We start from the raw sequence: 15,024 nt of genomic DNA, 5'->3' as shown, positions 1-15,024 counted from the left end.
GCCCTTCCTCGCCCGAAAAAGCCGTGCTCCGTGACCCGGCCAGGAGCACCCTGGGACCATGACCACACCCTCGTCAGTACCCACCCCGTCGACGGCGACGTGGCGGCTCGTCACCCCGCCGCACCCCGCCTCGCTCGACGACGCCGAGGCGTGGGCCTACCGCGGCATCGCCGACCTGCACGCCACCGCGGCTGCCGAGGACCTCGGCAGCTCGGACATCGCCCCGACGGCCATCGGGATCCTCGTGGGGATGAACAACCAGACCTACCTGCGCAAGCTGCGGCAGATCGCCGTGGTGGACACGCCCGCCGGACCGCAGGTCGTGGGCAGCGCCTTCCTGTTCCTCCACGTGCACTCGAACCCGGAGCTGGCGATCGGCGTGGTCGTGGTGCACCCGGAGCACCGGCGGCAGGGCATCGGGTCGGCGCTGACCCGGTGGGTGCAGGACACCGCCCGCGCCGAGGGGCGTACGACGCTCCTGGCGCCCGTCGACTTCGGCCCCGCGCCGGACTCGGCCGCCGGGATGCTCACGCCGGCCTCGGGCAGCGGTACCGTGGCGGCGGACCTGCCGGGCGTACGGCTCGCGCAGCGGCTGGGCCTGACGCTGGAGCTCGTGGAGCGCCGGTCCCGCATGGACCTGCCCGCGGCGCCGGAGGTGGTGTCGCGCTTCGAGGCCGAGTCCCGCGCGGTCGCGGGCGACGCGTACCGCGTCCACACCTGGACGGCGCCGACGCCGGAGCAGTGGATCGAGCAGTACGCCGCCCTGGAGCAGGCGCTGTCGGACGACGAGCCGCGCGGCGGCCTGGAGGTCGAGTCCGACGTGTGGGACGCGGACCGCATCCGCGGGGAGGAGGCGGCGATCGCCGCCAAGGGCGACCGGTACGTGGTGACGGCCGCCGAGCACGTGGCGACCGGCCGGCTCGTCGCGATGACCATGCTCCAGTGGAACGACCTCAAGCCCGAGCACACCGACCAGCAGGCCACGGTGGTGCTCAAGGAGCACCGCGGGCACCGGCTCGGCATGCTCGTCAAGGCCGTGAACCTGCGCGAGCACGCGCGGCTGCGCCCCGGTTCCCGGCGGATCTACACCTGGAACAACGAGGAGAACCCGCACATGCTGGCGATCAACGTCGCGCTGGGGTTCGTCCCGGCGGGCGGCTGCGCCAACTTCCAGGGCCCGCTCACACCAGCTCCGGAGTGAGGTCCGGCCCGTCGCCGAACGCGGCGTCGCCGTCGAACGGGTGCACCGGTCCACCCAGGTTGGTGCGGGGCAGCCGGAGCAGGTCCTGGTCCACGCCGCCGGGGGTGAGCATGAGCATCCAGTCCTCGGCCATGTCGCGCAGCTCGGTCTCCAGGTTGCCGATCTTGACCACCACCACGTCGGTGCCCCGCGGGTCCAGGCCGAGCGCGGTGAAGTCCGACTCCAGGTGGAACGGCCGGCGGCGCTCGGTCAGGATCACCCGGAGCCCGCCGGCCGCGACGACGCACACGATCCCCGCGAGCGGGTCGTCGGTCCGTACGTGCTCGACCACGCCCCGCAGCGTCACCGGGCCGTGCGGTCCGGCGTCGACGCGGGCACCGGCCTCCACCTCGACCACGGCACCCACCCCGGCGTCGGCGACCAGCCGTGCGGCCGCGGCGTCGGGCAGGGAGGCGTAGACGGCCGAGCGCCCGCCCTCCTCGGGCGGGCGGGCGAAGGCGGGCTCCGCCAGGAGGCGGGCGAGCGTCCACGTGACGTCGCCCGCGCCGCCCGCCATGGGGTTGTCGCCGGAGTCGGAGAGCAGGAACGGCCGCGCATCGCTCGCGAGCACGGCCGCGAGGCACTCCTCGTAGGTGCCGGCGGGCGCCACCAGGTCGAACTCGTTCCGCGCGTCCCAGTACCGGCGGGCCAGCCGCCCGGCCTCCCGCACCAGGACGTCCGGCTCGTCCCCGGTGACGACCACGGCGGCCCGGCAGCGCGGCTCGTCCGCCCACGCGTACCCGACCCACAGGGACGCGTCGAGCACGCCGTCCAGCTCCGCGACCCGTGCCACGTCCTCGTAGATGCTCTTCGCCGGCTCGTGCCGGGTGCTGGTCCGCTCCCCCGGCAGCAGCACCGGCACCTGCACCCACGCCTTGTGCGGCCGTCCGCCACCGTCGATCCGCCGCAGCAGGTCGGTGGCGACGCGCTCCCGGGCCTCGTCGTCGTCCTCGTGCGCCGCCGTGCGGTGGCAGGACACGAGGTCCACGGCCCGGGCCAGGTCGCGGGACACGTTGCCGTGCACGTCCATCGTGGCGGCCACCAGGCAGTCCGGCCCGACGGCGGCGCGCACCGCCCGCGCGAGGTCCGCCTCGGCGTCGGTGTACCCGAGCACCGACATGGCACCGTGCACGTCGAGCAGCACCCCGTCGAACGGACCCTGCGCCTCCAGGGCCAGGCCGATCTCGGTACGGACCGTCTCGTAGACGTCGGTCAGGACCGGGCCGCCCGGGAACGCGGCGGCGCGCAGGACGCCCACCCACTCGGCCGCCCGGCGCAGCGGGGCGCCGTCCCGCAGGAACGGGTACCGCCGGACCAGGTCGTTGCCGCGCAGCAGCGTGAACGCCGCCCACCCCGACCGGTGCGGGGAGTACGTGCTGGACTCGATGGCCATGCCGCAGACCGCGATCCGCGGTCGGCCGGGGGTACGGGTCACGCGCGCAGTGTAGACAGGAGAACCCGGGACAAAGTACCCCTCCGCCACATGTCAGAGCCTCAGGTCACCCGGGTGACCTGAGGCTCTGGTACGGGGAGGTGGCTCCGGCTCAGTCGTTCGCGTCGTCCGGGGTGTCGTCGCCCGGGGTGTCGTCCTGGTCGCCGGCGTAGTTGGCGTCGTCCGGCGAGTCTGCCGACTGCGCCGAGCCCGCGGTGTCGACGGCCGACTCGTTGGGCGAGTCCGCCGACTCCGGCGAGGGGTCGTAGTTCGCGTCGCCGGGCGAGTCTGCCGACTGCGCCGAGCCGGGCGTGTCCCGGGCCGACTCGTTGGGCGAGTCCGCCGACTCCGGCGACGGGTCCGTGGCCGCGTCGGCGCCACCGTCCGACGCGGTGGAACCCGTGAGGGAGACGGCTGCGGCGGCCTCGGTCCGCGGGGCCGGGTCGTTCAGGGCCGCGGCGGTGCTCGCACCCGCGACGCCGATCACGGCTGCCGCCCCGACGACGGCCCAGCGCTTCTTCATGGTCGACGGCTTCATCTCGGTGACCTCCGTTCTCGCGGCACCCGTCCCGGGTGCCTCCTGACGACGAGTCTGCTCCCCGGGGATGAGGTGACGAGGAGACCCCGATGAGACGGCTCTCATGTTTCCCCCGACCATCTTCCCTCAGCCCCGGAACCGGTAGCCCGCGCCGCGCACGGTCTCGATCCGGTCGGCACCCAGCTTCTTGCGCAGGTACCGCACGTACACGTCCACCACGTTGGAGCCGGGGTCGAAGTCGTACCCCCACACGCGGGACAGGAGCTGCTCGCGCGACATGACCTGACCGGGGTGCTGGAGAAAGACCTCGGCGAGCGCGAACTCCCGCGCCGACAGCTCCACCTCGCGCCCGGCCGCGGTCGCGGTCCGGGTCCGCAGGTCCAGGCTGACGCCGCCGTGCTCCAGCCGGTCGGACGCCGCCCCCTCGGCGGTGGCCCGGCGCAGCCGCAACCGGATCCGCGCGAGGAGCTCGTCGAACCCGAACGGCTTGGACATGTAGTCGTCCGCCCCGCCCTCCAGTCCCGCCACCCGGTCGGACAGCGAGTCCCGTGCGGTGAGGATCACCACGGGCAGCGTGGAGCCGACGTCGCGCAGCCGCTGCAGCACCGTGAACCCGTCCAGCAGGGGCAGCCCGATGTCCAGCACCATGAGGTCGTAGCCGCCCGACATGGCGTGCGCGAGCGCCGACGCGCCGTCCGACACCACGGTGGGCTGGAAGCCGTGCGCCTTGAGCCCCTTGCGGACGAACTGCGCGATGCGCTCCTCGTCCTCCGCGATCAGGATCTGGTTCACGCCGCCTCCGTCGTGGTCTCACCCTGAGGTACCGGGGACGGGCCGGCGGGCCACGTCATGACGAACCGCGCGCCGCCGCCGTCGGACCGGTCGACGACGACGTCCCCGCCGTGGCCCTGCGCGATGGCCCGCACGATCGCCAGGCCGAGCCCCGACCCGGGTACGCCACCCGTGGTGGTGCCCCGGGCGAACCGGTCGAAGATCCGCTCCGCGTCCTCGGGCGGGACGCCCGGGCCCGTGTCCCGCACCCAGAGCCGCACCACGCGGCCGGACGGACGGTCGACCACCTGGGTGCCGATGCCGACCTCGTCGTCGGGACCGGTGAACTTCACGGCGTTGTCCGCGAGCTGGAGCACGGCCTGGGTGAGGCGGTGCGCGTCGGCGACCACCTCGGCGTCGGCCCGCGCGTCCACGACCCAGCGTCGCGGCCCGAGGGCGCGCGCCTTGTCGTGCACGTCGTCGGTGAACCGGCCCAGGTCCACCGGGGCGGGGGTCACGAAGTCGGACCGTTCGGCCTTGGCGAGCAGCACGAGCTCCTCCACGATCTGCCCCATCCGGGAGGTCTCGTCGAGCAGGAGGTCCCGGGTCTCGCGCACGTCCGCGGGGTCGTCCGGGTCGAGCACCTCCAGGTGGCCGCGCAGCACGGTCAGCGGCGTGCGGAGCTCGTGCCCGGCGTCGTCCAGGAAGCGGCGCTGGGTCTCGATCGCGGTCGACAGCCGGTCGAGCATCGTGTTGAACGCCCCGGCGAGCTCGCCGAGGTCGTCGTCGGTGGCGACAGGGACGCGCTGCGACAGGTCGGTCTCGGTGACCCGGGTGGCAGTGGCGCTGAGCTGGCGCAGCGGCCGCAGCAGGCGGCTGACGACCACCCATGCGAACAGCCCCAGGGCCACCAGCGCGACCGAGCACACGATCGCGTACGTGCGCATCACCGCGTTCTCGGCCTCCAGCGACCGGTCCAGGGCGGCCGCCATGACGTACGCGCCCACCTCCTGCCGGTCCGGCACGGTCACGGGCACGACGACGAACCACACCCGGCCGACCTCGGTGTCGATCTCCTGCTGGACGGTCCGCTCCGACTGCGGCGTGAGCCCGTCCACCACGTCCTGCACGACGGCGCTCTCGACCACCACGCGGGACGACGTCGGCGGGTTGGACTGCTGGTGCCTGCCGTCCAGGTAGCTGACGAACATCTCGTTGGTGCCCGGGACGTTCCGCTCCATGGCGACGCTCATCAGCCGCCCGGCACCGTGGAAGTCCTCCCCCGTCTCGGGGTCCACGCCGTCGACGGCGAGCCGCTGCAGCTCGCTGACCTCCTGGTCGAAGTCCTCGGAGATGTCGTCCATGATCTGCTGGGACTGGATGGCGTGCGTGAGCAGCCCCGCCCCCAGCAGGCCGATGGCGGTCACCGCCACCACCACGCCCACCACCTTGGCCCGGACCGACGGACGGCTCAGGCTCATGCCGTGCCCACGCCCGCGGCGAGCCGCGACCCGTCGAGCCACGCGGCCACGGCGTCCAGCCGGCGCGAGGTCGCGTCCTGCCAGCCGCGCTCCTGGACGCGGTGCGGGCCCGTGGCCAGCGACAGCAGCACCCCGGCGACGCGGGCCGACAGGTCGCCACGGTCGGCGCCCCGGCCGCGCGGCGCGGCCGCGAACGCGGCGGCGTAGTCCGCCGCGAGCCGGCGCATCCGGGCCGCGGAGGCGGTCCGGGCCGGGTCCGTGCCGCGCACCAGCGACAGCACGTCCAGGTGCGCCACCAGGCAGGCCAGGTCGTCGGCACGGTGCCCGGGGCCCGCGGAGTCGACGTCGAGCAGCCCGGTGATGCGGCCGTCGGTGAGCATGATCTGCGCCTCGTAGAGGTCACCGTGCGTGGGGTCGGTGCCGGTGCCGCGCTCCGCGAGCCGCTCCCCGACGGCACCCGCCAGGTCCGCGGCCCGGCCGGCCTCGGCCGGCAGCGCGGCCCCGATCACGCCCGCGTAGTGCTCGGCCGACTCGCTCCACGCGGGGCGGCGCGGCAGGTCACGCACCTCGCCGGGCAGCCGGTCGAGGAGGTCCAGCACCTCGTCGGGCGACGGGATCCGCGCCCCGTCCCGGACGGCGGCCCGCATCTCGGTGCCACGCAGCGGGGACAGCATCAGCAGGCCGTCGTCGGACCAGCCGAGCGGCCGTGGCACCGGGAGCCCGGCCCGGGACAGCAGCTCGTGCCGTCGGTGCAGGTCGGCGACCTTGCGCGGGCGCAGTACCTTGAGGAACACCCGGGCGGCCGCCGCGCGGGCCTCGATCACCGCACGCCGGGTGGGGCGGTAGGCCCGCACCGTGAGCTCGGGGTGCGCCCGGGCCTGGTGCCCCACGCCGAGCCCCGCCAGCAGCTCCTCCACACCCGCCGGGTCGAACGCCCCGGGCAGCGCGGGCAGCGCCGGGTCGTCCGGGAACCGCCACACCGCGACGGTCGCGTCGCCGTCCGACAGCGTGACCACGCCCGGCTTGCTGCTGTCGCGGGCCCGGCCGACGCTCGCGCCGAGCGTCTCGGAGCGGGCCACGCCGTCCCAGCGGACCGTCGCCCGGTACGCCACCGTCGTGGTCGAGCCGGGACGGTGGTCCACCTGACGCACCCGCCAGTCCACGAGCTCGCCGCCGGCCGTCGCCACGGCGGCGTCGAGGAGCCCCGCGGCGGAGTCGCCGGTGAGCAGGTCGAGGTGGGTGTTCACCTCGCCATCCTCGCAGCCGGGCGGCCCGGGAGCCCGCTCATCCGGATGAGAATCCTCTAACCCACGCTCTCCTGCTCGGCCTCCAGCGCCTCGAGCACGTCACGGTGCCGGACACCCCACTCGCCCAGCGGCCGCAGGGCGGTGATCAGCTCGGCGCCCGCCGGCGTCGCGGTGTAGCTGATCTGCACGGGCATGGTCGGCACCACCTCGCGGGTGATGAACCCCTGCCGCTCCAGCTCGCGCAGCCGCCGCGTCAGCAGCCGGTCGGAGATCCCGGGCACGGCCCGCCGGTACTCGACGAACCGCCGGGCACCCGCCACCGCCGCGAACAGGATGGCGCCGGACCAGCGCCGCCCGGCCAGCTCGACGGTGCGCTGGAAGAGCCGGCAGTCGTCCCCGTCCTCCGGGCTCGCCACGGGGGTACGGGGTGCGCTCCTGGTCGCCTCGGCAGTCACTTACCCATGGTCAGTCACTAACCTGCCCCTTGGCAAGGTGTCTCCGGTGGCGCACGATGCACCGGGCGCCCGGACGGGCGGCCGCTCCTTGCCGGGCCCGGCCCGGCCATCTCTCCGGAGGACACGTGTTCGTCGCTTCTGTCATCGTCTCGGCGCTCCTGATCCTGGTCACCGCGTTCAGCGGGTACAGCAAGCTCACGGGCAACCCGCAGGTCGTCGAGCCGCTCACCACCACGCTCGGCGTGCCACGGCGGCTGATCCCGGTGCTCGGGTCGCTGCTCGTGGCGGGCGCCCTCGGCACCCTCGCCGGGATCTGGTGGGCGCCGATCGGCATCGCCGCCACGGGCTGCTTCGTCGTGTACTTCCTCGGTGCCGTCATCACCCACGCCCGGGCGAAGGACTGGCCGGGCATGGCACCGACCGGGGGCCTGCTGGTGCTCTCGGCCGCGGCGTTCGTGCTGCGGCTGCTCTCGCTCTGAGCCACCGGGCCGCCGAGCCGTCCGGGCACCCTCTCGGGCCCGGCGGCTACGGTCGGTCCATGGCCTACGACCCGCACCCGGACCTGCCCGCCACCGACGCCCTGCTCGCAGACCTGCGGACCCTGGTGGAGCAGGAGTCGCCGTCGTCGGACCCCGACGCCCTGGCCCGCTCGGCCGACCTCGTGGCCCGGCTCGGCACGGGCCTGCTGGGCGTGGCACCCGAACGGCTCGGGATCCACCTGCGGTGGCGGCTCGGCGGCCCCACACGCGTGCTGGTGCTGGCGCACCACGACACGGTGTGGCCGGTCGGCTCGCTGCGCACGCACCCGTTCGAGATCGTCGACGGGGTGCTGCGGGGCCCTGGCAGCTTCGACATGAAGACCGGCCTGGCCATGGCGCTGCACGTGCTGGCCTCGCTCGACGACCGCACCGGGGTCACCCTGCTGGTGACCGGCGACGAGGAGCTCGGCTCCCCGTCGTCGCAGGCCCTCATCGAGGACGAGGCCCGGGGCGCGACGGCCGCGCTGGTCCTCGAGGCGTCGGCCGACGGCGGCGCGCTCAAGCTGGAGCGCAAGGGCACGTCGATCTACCGGGTGGTGATCAAGGGACGGGCGGCGCACGCCGGCCTGGAGCCGGAGAAGGGCGTGAACGCATCGGTCGAGCTGGCGCACCAGGTGCTCGCCGTCGCCGCGCTGGGCGATCTCGCCGTCGGCACCACCGTGACCCCGACCGACGCGACGTCGGGCACCACGCGCAACACCGTCCCGGCGGACGCGTCGTTCGCCGTGGACGTCCGGGCGCGGACCGCGGCCGAGCAGGTGCGGGTCGACGCCGCCCTGCGTGCGCTGGCGCCGGTGCTGCCCGGGGCGGTCGTGGAGATCGAGGGAGGGATCAACCGGCCGCCGCTGGAGCGGGCGCTGTCCGCCGACCTGTTCACCCGGGCGCAGCGGCTCTCGGCGGACGCCGGTCTGCCGCCGCTCACCGGCGTCGCCGTGGGCGGGGCCTCCGACGGGAACTTCACCGCGGGCGTCGGCACGCCCACGCTGGACGGCCTGGGCGCCGTGGGCGGCGGCGCGCACGCCGACGACGAGCACGTGCTGGTCGGGCGCGTCCCCGATCGCACCGCGCTGCTCCGCGCCCTGGTCGTGGACCTGGTGGCGGACAGTCCCGCCCGGTGACCGTCGCCAGGTGCGACGGGCACCCCAGTAGGCAGCGGTAGGCCCGTCAGGCAACGCGGCCTGACGGGCTACCGGTGCGAGTGCGGTCGCCTCAGGCGCGCAGCTCGCGGTACTTCGCGATGAGGGCCGCCGTCGAGGGGTCCTGCGCCGCGAGCGCCGCCTCGTCGCCGGCGACCGCCGGGGCGATCTCCAGCGCGAGCTTCTTGCCGAGCTCCACGCCCCACTGGTCGAACGAGTCGATGCCCCACACGACGCCCTGCACGAACGTGATGTGCTCGTACAGCGCCACGAGCTGACCCAGCACGGACGGGGTCAGCGCGGGGGCGAGGATCGACGTCGTCGGCCGGTTGCCGCTGAACACCTTGGCGGAGACCAGCTCCTCGGCGACGCCCTCGGCACGCACCTCGTCCGCCGTCTTGCCGAACGCCAGGGCCTTGGTCTGCGCGAAGAAGTTCGCGAGGAACAGGCCGTGCACGTCGGCCCCCGCCTCGACGGCGCCGCCGTCGCCCACCGCGTCGGCCAGCGGGTAGGCGGGGTTGGCCACGGCGATGAAGTCGGCCGGGATCAGCCGCGTGCCCTGGTGGATGAGCTGGTAGAACGCGTGCTGCCCGTTGGTGCCGGGCTCGCCCCAGAAGACCTCGCCGGTGCCGGTGGTGACGGGCGTGCCGTCCCAGCGCACGGACTTGCCGTTCGACTCCATGGTGAGCTGCTGGAGGTAGGCCGGGAACCGGTGGAGCTGCTGCGCGTACGGGAGCACGGCGTGCGTGTGCGCGTCGCGGAAGTTCGTGTACCAGACGTTGAGCAGGCCCATCAGCGCGGGCACGTTGCTCTCGAACGGCTGGGTCCGGAAGTGCTCGTCCATCGCGTGGAAGCCGCCGAGGAAGTCGGCGAAGGCGTCCGGGCCGATCGCCACGGCGAGCGAGGTGCCGATGGCCGAGTCGACGGAGTAGCGGCCGCCCACCCAGTCCCAGAACCCGAACGCGTTGGCGGGGTCGATGCCGAACGCCTCGACCTTGTCCAGGGCGGTGGACACGGCGACGAAGTGCTTGGCGACGGCGTCCGCGCGCCCGTCCTCGGAGTCCTCGATGGCGCCGGCGGCGACCAGCGAGCGCCACAGCCAGTCGCGGGCGAGCCGCGCGTTGGTGAGGGTCTCCAGGGTGCCGAAGGTCTTGGACGCGACGATGAACAGGGTGGTCGTCGGGTCGAGGTCGGCGGTCTTCTGCGCCACGTCGGTGGGGTCGATGTTGGAGACGAACCGCACCTCCAGGCCGTCCTGGACGTAGGGCTCCAGCGCCTCGTAGGCCATGACGGGGCCGAGGTCGGAGCCGCCGATGCCGATGTTGACGATCGTGCGCACGGGCTCGCCCGTGACACCGGTCCACTCCCCGGAGCGGACCTTCTCGGCGAAGGCGTACACCTTGGCGAGCTCGTCGGCGACGTCGGCCGTGACGTCCTGGCCGTCGACGGTCAGCGGCTCGTCCGACGGGCGGCGCAGCGCGGTGTGCAGCACGGCGCGGTCCTCGGTGACGTTGATGTGCTCGCCCGCGAACATGGCGGCGCGGCGCTCCGCGAGGCCCACCTCGTCGGCCAGGGCGAGGAGCGCGGCGAGCACCTCGTCCGTGACCAGGTTCTTCGAGAGGTCGACGTGCAGGTCTGCGGCCTGGTGGCTCAGGCGCGCGGCGCGGTCCGGGTCGGCGGCGAACCAGCCGCGCAGGTCGGGCCGGAGGTTCTTGGAGAGCTCGGTGAGCGAGCCCCAGGCGTTGGTGGTGGTGGCGTCGACAGGCACACGGCCCGGCTCTGAGGTCATGACTCAACCGTAGTGCGGAGAGCCTGCGCCGCAGCCTCGGCGAGTGTCTGATCCGTCACCTCGTAGCCGGTCTCACCCCCGCCGCCGGGGCCGGCGGCGTCGACCACGGTGCGCTTGGCGGACAGGTGCACCGCGTCCACGCCCACACCGAGCAGCGCGGGTACGTCCGCCGCCGTCACGCCGCCGCCGGCCATGATCTCGATGCCCACCTCGGCGCTGCGCTCGACGAGCGCGGCCAGCCGCTCCAGCCCGTCAGCCGCGCGGGCGGCGCCGCCGGAGGTGAGCACGCGCGCCACGCCCAGCTCGGCGAGCACGTCGAGCGCGGCGACCGGGTCGGCCACGACGTCCAGCGCCCGGTGGAACGTCACCTCGGCGTCCTCGGCGGCCGCGACCAGCTCGCGCACACGCGCCACGTCCACCTCGCCCGACGGCGTGAGCGCGCCCACGACGACCCCGTCGGCCCCGGCGTCGACGGCGAGCGTGACGTCGCGGAGCATGAGGTCGGTCTCCGCGTCCGAGTACACGAAACCCCCGGGCCGGGGCCGCACCAGCACGTGCACCTCGAGGATCGGCGCGCTGTCGGACGCCGGGACGACCGCGGCGGCAGCGACCACCGCCTCGACGAGCCCGGCGCTGGGCGTGATGCCGCCGGTGGCGCCGAGCGCGGAGCAGAGCTCGACGCGCCGGGCGCCGACGCCCGCGGCGATCACCGCCCCGGCGGGGTCCTGGACTGCGAGCTCGAGCGCGACACGTGGGGGCACGGCGCCAGCGTAGCCGTGCGGGAGGTGCGCGTTCGCCCGCCGTCACGGGGGCCGAGTCGGTAGGGTCCCATGGCATGGCCATCGATCCCAGTGCGATCCTCCAGGGGCGCGCTCCCGGACGTGCCCCCGTCGGAGTGATCGTCGGGATCGTCTTCGCCTCGGTCTGCCTGCTGGTCATCCTGGCCTTCGACGCGCTCACGGGTGGCGCGTCGTTCGTCGTCGGGCTGCTGCTGGCGCTGCTGCCGGTGGCCGTCTGGCTGCCGCTCGTGCTCGCGCTGGACCGGCTCGAGCCGGAGCCGCCGAACGCCCTGGTGTTCGCGTTCCTGTGGGGCGCGGGCGTGGCGGCACTCTTCGCGAGCATCCTCAACACCCTCGGGCTGTCGCTCCTCACCGAGACCGAGCTCACGGGCGAGGAGGAGGGCTGGTACCTCGTCGCGACGTTCGGCGCGCCGGTGGTCGAGGAGCTGCTCAAGGGCGCGGTGCTCTTCGGCATGCTGTGGTGGCGCCGCCAGGAGCTGAACGGCCCGACCGACGGCGTCATCTACGCCGCGATGGTGGGCCTGGGCTTCGCCGCGACGGAGAACGTCCAGTACTTCGTGGACGCGCTCGAGTCGGACCAGCTCGGGTACGTGTTCGTGCTGCGTGCCATCGTCTCGCCGCTGCTGCACCCGCTGTGCACCGCGATGACCGGCATCGGCGTGGCCGTGGCCGCGCTGGCGGGCCCCGGTCCGCTGCGCCGGCGGGCCCCGCTCTACGGTCTGCTCGGCGCGATGGTTCTCCACAGCCTGTGGAACGGCTCGACGAAGTTCGGCATCCTGGGCCTCGCCGGGGCCTACCTCGTCGGTTTCGCCGTGCTCGTCGCGCTGATCGTGATCCTCGCGCGCGACCGCCGTCGGATCGTCCAGCTCATCGGGCACTACCTGCCGCTGTACGGCCCGATCGGCATCGTCACGAACGACGACCTGCGCATGCTGTCCAGCCTGCCGGGCCGCCGCGCGGCCCGGAGCTGGGCGCGCGCGGCGGGCGGGCGGCAGGCCGAGCGCGCCATGACCGACTACCAGCAGGCCGCCACCGAGCTGGCCCTGCTGCACCAGCGGGCCGGGGCGCAGCGCGACCTCGACCCGCACGGCCTGGAGCAGCAGCGGCAGTACCTGGTGTGGGTCATGCAGCAGGCCCGGGCCGCGTTCGTCGCGCGGCTGCCGCACCCGCCTGCGTCACCGTGGGGCGCGAGCGGCTTCCGCCCGCCGGGCCAGCCCTGACCAGCGGCGCAGCCCCACGGCCACGATCACGCCGACCACCAGGTGCTCGGTCGTCAGGAGCGCGACCGTGGCGGGCGTGGTGCCGCCCGCTGCTCCGGTGAGCGACACGAGCAGGGCCACGCCGCACAGCACCAGCCATGCCACCTCGCCGCCGCCCTTGGTCAGGCGCGCGATGACCGCCCGTACGCCCCAGCCGGCGAGGCCGGCCACGAGCGCGGCCACCGCCGCGGCGACGACGGTCACCGGCTGGGTGCTCGCCCCGGCCCGCGCCTGCGGGTCGACGCCGAGCGCCGCGCCGACGAGCCAGACCGCCACGGCGGCGACGGCGGCGGCGAGCGGCACTGCCCAGGCGGGCCACGGGCTACGGGTCACCAGGTTCTCGGCCATGCGTCCTTCTCCTTCTCGGCACGTCCGTCGTGCCTGGTCACAGCCTCCCGGCGCGACCACGACCGGGGCATCCGACCGGGGTACCGAGCCGGGTCACCCTTCGGTAGCGGAATCCCCGACCAAGGTCGGTGTCCGACGCCGGGGCGCGTCCGTAGTGTCGCCGGCATGACGACTGGTGATCCGCGGAACTTCCCGCCCGACGACGCCGAGCACGCGCGTTCCTCGCGCCGTTCCGTGGCTCTGGCCATGGTGCTGCTCGGGGTGCTGACCCTCACCACGGTGCTCTCCCGCCAGGCGAGCGGGGGCGACGCGCTGCCCCTGCGTCTCCTGGACCTGACGGTCGCAGTGACCTCGCTGGCACTGCTGCCGCTGATGTGGGCCCGCCGCTCGGTGCCCGCCGCGCTCGTCCTGGCGGCGCTGTCGGTGCTCTCGCCGGGCGCCACGCCGGCCGCGACGTCCGGGGTGCTGCAGATCGCCCGGTGGTCGCCACTGCGCACCGCGGTCCTCGTGGCGGCGGCGAGCGCCGCGGCGCACGCGGTGCAGGGCCTGTGGCGACCGCCGGCGTTCCCCTACGGCTGGTGGCTCCTGTGCGACGCCGCCGTCCACGCCGCGCTCCTGGGCTGGGGCGCCTACCTGCAGGCCCGCGCCCAGCTCCTGGCCGACCTGCGGGCCCGCGCCCACCGCGCCGAGGCCGACCGGGAGCAGGCGCTGGAGGCCGCCCGGTCCGGCGAGCGCAACCGGATCGCCGCCGAGATGCACGACGCGCTCGGGCACCGGCTGTCCCTGCTGGCCGCGACCGCGGGCGCCGTCGAGTACCGGCCGGACGCTCCCCCGGACCAGCTCGCCGCGGCGGCCGGGCGGGTGCGCACCGGCGCCGCCGAGGCCCTGGAGGACCTGCGCCGGCTGGTGCGCCTCCTGCGCGGCGGCGTGGAACAGCTCGCCCCGCCGCCCACGCTCCACGACATCCCCGGGCTCGTGGACGCGGCCCGCTCCGTGGGCGCCACCGTGGTGCTGGACCAGACCGACGACCGATCGGCCGCCGGGCGCGGCGACGAGCCGTCACCTCCGGTCGCGACGGCCGCCTACCGTGTGGTCCAGGAGGGCCTCACCAATGCCCGACGTCACGCGCCGGGCGCGGCCGTCCGTGTCACGGTGGCCACCCGTGCGGACGCGGTCCGGGTGGTCGTGGCCGACGACGGCCCCGCGCGGGCCGCGGCCGGTGAGGCCGGCACCGGGCTGGTCGGCCTGCGCGAACGCGTCGAGCTCCTGGACGGCACGCTCGACGCAGGCCGCTCACCTGCTGGTTTCGTCCTGGAGGCGCGGATACCGTGGGCCTGATGGAGACCCGCCTCGTGATCGTCGACGACGACGCCCTGGTGCGCGCGGGCCTGCGCCTCATGCTCGACGGCGCCGAGGGGATCCGCGTGGTCGGTGAGGCCGCCGACGGCGGGGACGTGGCGCAGGTGCTCGACGCGCACGCGGCCGACGTGGTGCTGATGGACCTGCGGATGCCCGGCGTCGACGGCATCGAGGCCACCCGCCGGGTGCGCGCCCGGCCGTCACCGCCCGCCGTCGTCGTGCTCACCACGTTCGACACGGACACCGAGGTGGCGGGTGCGCTGCGCGCCGGGGCGGCCGGCTACCTGCTCAAGGACATGCCGCCGGCGCGGATCGCCGCAGCGGTCCGCGCGGCCGCGGGCGGCGAGCCGGTGCTCGCGCCCGACATCACCCGCCGCCTGATGGACACGGTCGCCGCCGGGGGCGGCGAGGTGCGGGAGGCCCGGCAGGCCCTGGACCGCCTGACGGGCCGCGAGCGCGACGTCGCCCTGGAGATCGGGCGTGGCTCGTCCAACGCCGAGATCGGCCGGCGCCTCTACCTCAGCGTCCCGACGGTGAAGGCGCACGTGTCGAACGTGCTGCTCAAGCTCGGCGTGGAGAACCGCACGCAGGTGGCGCTGCTGGTCCAGCAGGCCGGCGCGGTCTGACCCG

At 74.8% G+C, this 15,024-nt stretch carries 15 protein-coding genes; 6 read left to right on the top strand and 9 right to left on the bottom strand.

Annotated elements, in window-relative coordinates; translation table 11 throughout:
• The first annotated feature begins 58 nt into the window (after nt 1-58).
• Nucleotides 59-1,201, top strand: coding sequence for a GNAT family N-acetyltransferase (locus tag ACO229_RS23055; RefSeq protein WP_423462915.1), 1,143 nt, complete (start codon nt 59-61; stop codon nt 1,199-1,201).
• Here ACO229_RS23055 and ACO229_RS23050 read toward each other — a convergent pair.
• The 6 genes from ACO229_RS23050 to ACO229_RS23025 form a co-directional block, all read right to left on the bottom strand.
• A complete protein-coding gene (locus tag ACO229_RS23050) occupies nt 1,182-2,675 on the bottom strand; it encodes a M81 family metallopeptidase (protein ID WP_423462914.1) in 1,494 nt (497 codons plus the stop codon). The two genes, ACO229_RS23055 and ACO229_RS23050, sit on opposite strands and share 20 nt — an antisense overlap.
• A gap of 109 nt (nt 2,676-2,784) precedes the next feature.
• Nucleotides 2,785-3,210: a hypothetical protein gene (locus ACO229_RS23045; RefSeq protein WP_397432094.1), complete on the bottom strand. Its 426-nt coding sequence runs from the start codon at nt 3,208-3,210 to the stop codon at nt 2,785-2,787.
• Nucleotides 3,211-3,336: 126 nt separating this feature from the next.
• Nucleotides 3,337-4,002 carry a response regulator transcription factor gene (locus ACO229_RS23040; RefSeq protein WP_397413084.1) on the bottom strand — a complete coding sequence of 222 codons (666 nt, stop codon included), beginning with the start codon at nt 4,000-4,002 and terminating at the stop codon, nt 3,337-3,339.
• A complete protein-coding gene (locus ACO229_RS23035; protein ID WP_423462913.1) occupies nt 3,999-5,462 on the bottom strand; it encodes a sensor histidine kinase in 1,464 nt (487 codons plus the stop codon). Before ACO229_RS23035 ends, ACO229_RS23040 begins: the two co-directional genes overlap by 4 nt.
• On the bottom strand, nt 5,459-6,709 hold the full coding sequence (locus ACO229_RS23030) for a phosphotransferase (RefSeq protein WP_397432091.1): 1,251 nt from the start codon (nt 6,707-6,709) through the stop codon (nt 5,459-5,461). The genes ACO229_RS23035 and ACO229_RS23030 overlap by 4 nt, the downstream gene beginning before the upstream one ends.
• 56 nt (nt 6,710-6,765) lie before the next feature.
• Nucleotides 6,766-7,164: a winged helix-turn-helix transcriptional regulator gene (locus tag ACO229_RS23025; protein ID WP_397432089.1), complete on the bottom strand. Its 399-nt coding sequence runs from the start codon at nt 7,162-7,164 to the stop codon at nt 6,766-6,768.
• A gap of 125 nt (nt 7,165-7,289) precedes the next feature.
• Between ACO229_RS23025 and ACO229_RS23020 the strand changes: the two genes are divergently transcribed.
• Both ACO229_RS23020 and ACO229_RS23015 read left to right on the top strand, forming a co-directional pair.
• The gene (locus tag ACO229_RS23020) at nt 7,290-7,643 is read left to right on the top strand and encodes a DoxX family protein (protein ID WP_423462912.1); all 354 of its coding nucleotides are present in this window, start codon (nt 7,290-7,292) and stop codon (nt 7,641-7,643) included.
• Nucleotides 7,644-7,702: 59 nt separating this feature from the next.
• A complete protein-coding gene (locus ACO229_RS23015) occupies nt 7,703-8,821 on the top strand; it encodes a M20 family metallopeptidase (protein ID WP_423462911.1) in 1,119 nt (372 codons plus the stop codon).
• 91 nt (nt 8,822-8,912) lie between these two features.
• Here ACO229_RS23015 and pgi read toward each other — a convergent pair whose 3' ends face one another.
• Nucleotides 8,913-10,628, bottom strand: coding sequence for a glucose-6-phosphate isomerase (gene pgi, locus ACO229_RS23010; RefSeq protein WP_423462910.1), 1,716 nt, complete (start codon nt 10,626-10,628; stop codon nt 8,913-8,915).
• Nucleotides 10,625-11,389 (bottom strand): copper homeostasis protein CutC, encoded by a 765-nt coding sequence (locus ACO229_RS23005; RefSeq protein WP_423462909.1) that lies wholly within the window; start codon nt 11,387-11,389, stop codon nt 10,625-10,627. The genes pgi and ACO229_RS23005 overlap by 4 nt, the downstream gene beginning before the upstream one ends.
• Before the next feature lie 74 nt (nt 11,390-11,463).
• Here ACO229_RS23005 and ACO229_RS23000 point away from each other — a divergent pair, with 74 nt between their 5' ends.
• The gene (locus ACO229_RS23000; RefSeq protein ID WP_397413075.1) at nt 11,464-12,648 is read left to right on the top strand and encodes a PrsW family intramembrane metalloprotease; all 1,185 of its coding nucleotides are present in this window, start codon (nt 11,464-11,466) and stop codon (nt 12,646-12,648) included.
• Here the strand turns inward: ACO229_RS23000 and ACO229_RS22995 are convergent.
• Nucleotides 12,604-13,035: a DUF6069 family protein gene (locus tag ACO229_RS22995; RefSeq protein WP_397432086.1), complete on the bottom strand. Its 432-nt coding sequence runs from the start codon at nt 13,033-13,035 to the stop codon at nt 12,604-12,606. The two genes, ACO229_RS23000 and ACO229_RS22995, sit on opposite strands and share 45 nt — an antisense overlap.
• Nucleotides 13,036-13,200: 165 nt before the next feature.
• Between ACO229_RS22995 and ACO229_RS22990 the strand changes: the two genes are divergently transcribed.
• Both ACO229_RS22990 and ACO229_RS22985 read left to right on the top strand, forming a co-directional pair.
• Complete coding sequence (locus ACO229_RS22990) at nt 13,201-14,373, top strand: sensor histidine kinase (RefSeq protein ID WP_423462908.1); 1,173 nt, start codon at nt 13,201-13,203, stop codon at nt 14,371-14,373.
• Nucleotides 14,373-15,020 (top strand): response regulator, encoded by a 648-nt coding sequence (locus ACO229_RS22985; protein WP_423462907.1) that lies wholly within the window; start codon nt 14,373-14,375, stop codon nt 15,018-15,020. Before ACO229_RS22990 ends, ACO229_RS22985 begins: the two co-directional genes overlap by 1 nt.
• The last annotated feature ends 4 nt before the right edge of the window (nt 15,021-15,024 follow it).

The sequence above is a fragment of the Promicromonospora sp. MS192 genome, from assembly GCF_049532985.1.
GTDB lineage: Bacteria > Actinomycetota > Actinomycetes > Actinomycetales > Cellulomonadaceae > Promicromonospora.
The sequence above is the reverse complement of the archived record's forward strand: the minus strand, read 5'-3'. Positions and strand labels throughout refer to the sequence as shown.

Bases quoted from the DNA above. Each gene is read 5' to 3' on its own strand.
- pgi (WP_423462910.1), bottom strand. From the start codon at position 10,628: ATGACCTCAGAGCCGGGCCGTGTGCCTGTCGACGCCACCACCACCAAC.
- ACO229_RS23000 (WP_397413075.1), top strand. From the start codon at position 11,464: ATGGCCATCGATCCCAGTGCGATCCTCCAGGGGCGCGCTCCCGGACGT.
- ACO229_RS22990 (WP_423462908.1), top strand. From the start codon at position 13,201: ATGACGACTGGTGATCCGCGGAACTTCCCGCCCGACGACGCCGAGCAC.
- ACO229_RS22995 (WP_397432086.1), bottom strand. From the start codon at position 13,035: ATGGCCGAGAACCTGGTGACCCGTAGCCCGTGGCCCGCCTGGGCAGTG.
- ACO229_RS22985 (WP_423462907.1), top strand. From the start codon at position 14,373: ATGGAGACCCGCCTCGTGATCGTCGACGACGACGCCCTGGTGCGCGCG.
- ACO229_RS23055 (WP_423462915.1), top strand. From the start codon at position 59: ATGACCACACCCTCGTCAGTACCCACCCCGTCGACGGCGACGTGGCGG.
- ACO229_RS23015 (WP_423462911.1), top strand. From the start codon at position 7,703: ATGGCCTACGACCCGCACCCGGACCTGCCCGCCACCGACGCCCTGCTC.
- ACO229_RS23045 (WP_397432094.1), bottom strand. From the start codon at position 3,210: ATGAAGCCGTCGACCATGAAGAAGCGCTGGGCCGTCGTCGGGGCGGCA.
- ACO229_RS23035 (WP_423462913.1), bottom strand. From the start codon at position 5,462: ATGAGCCTGAGCCGTCCGTCGGTCCGGGCCAAGGTGGTGGGCGTGGTG.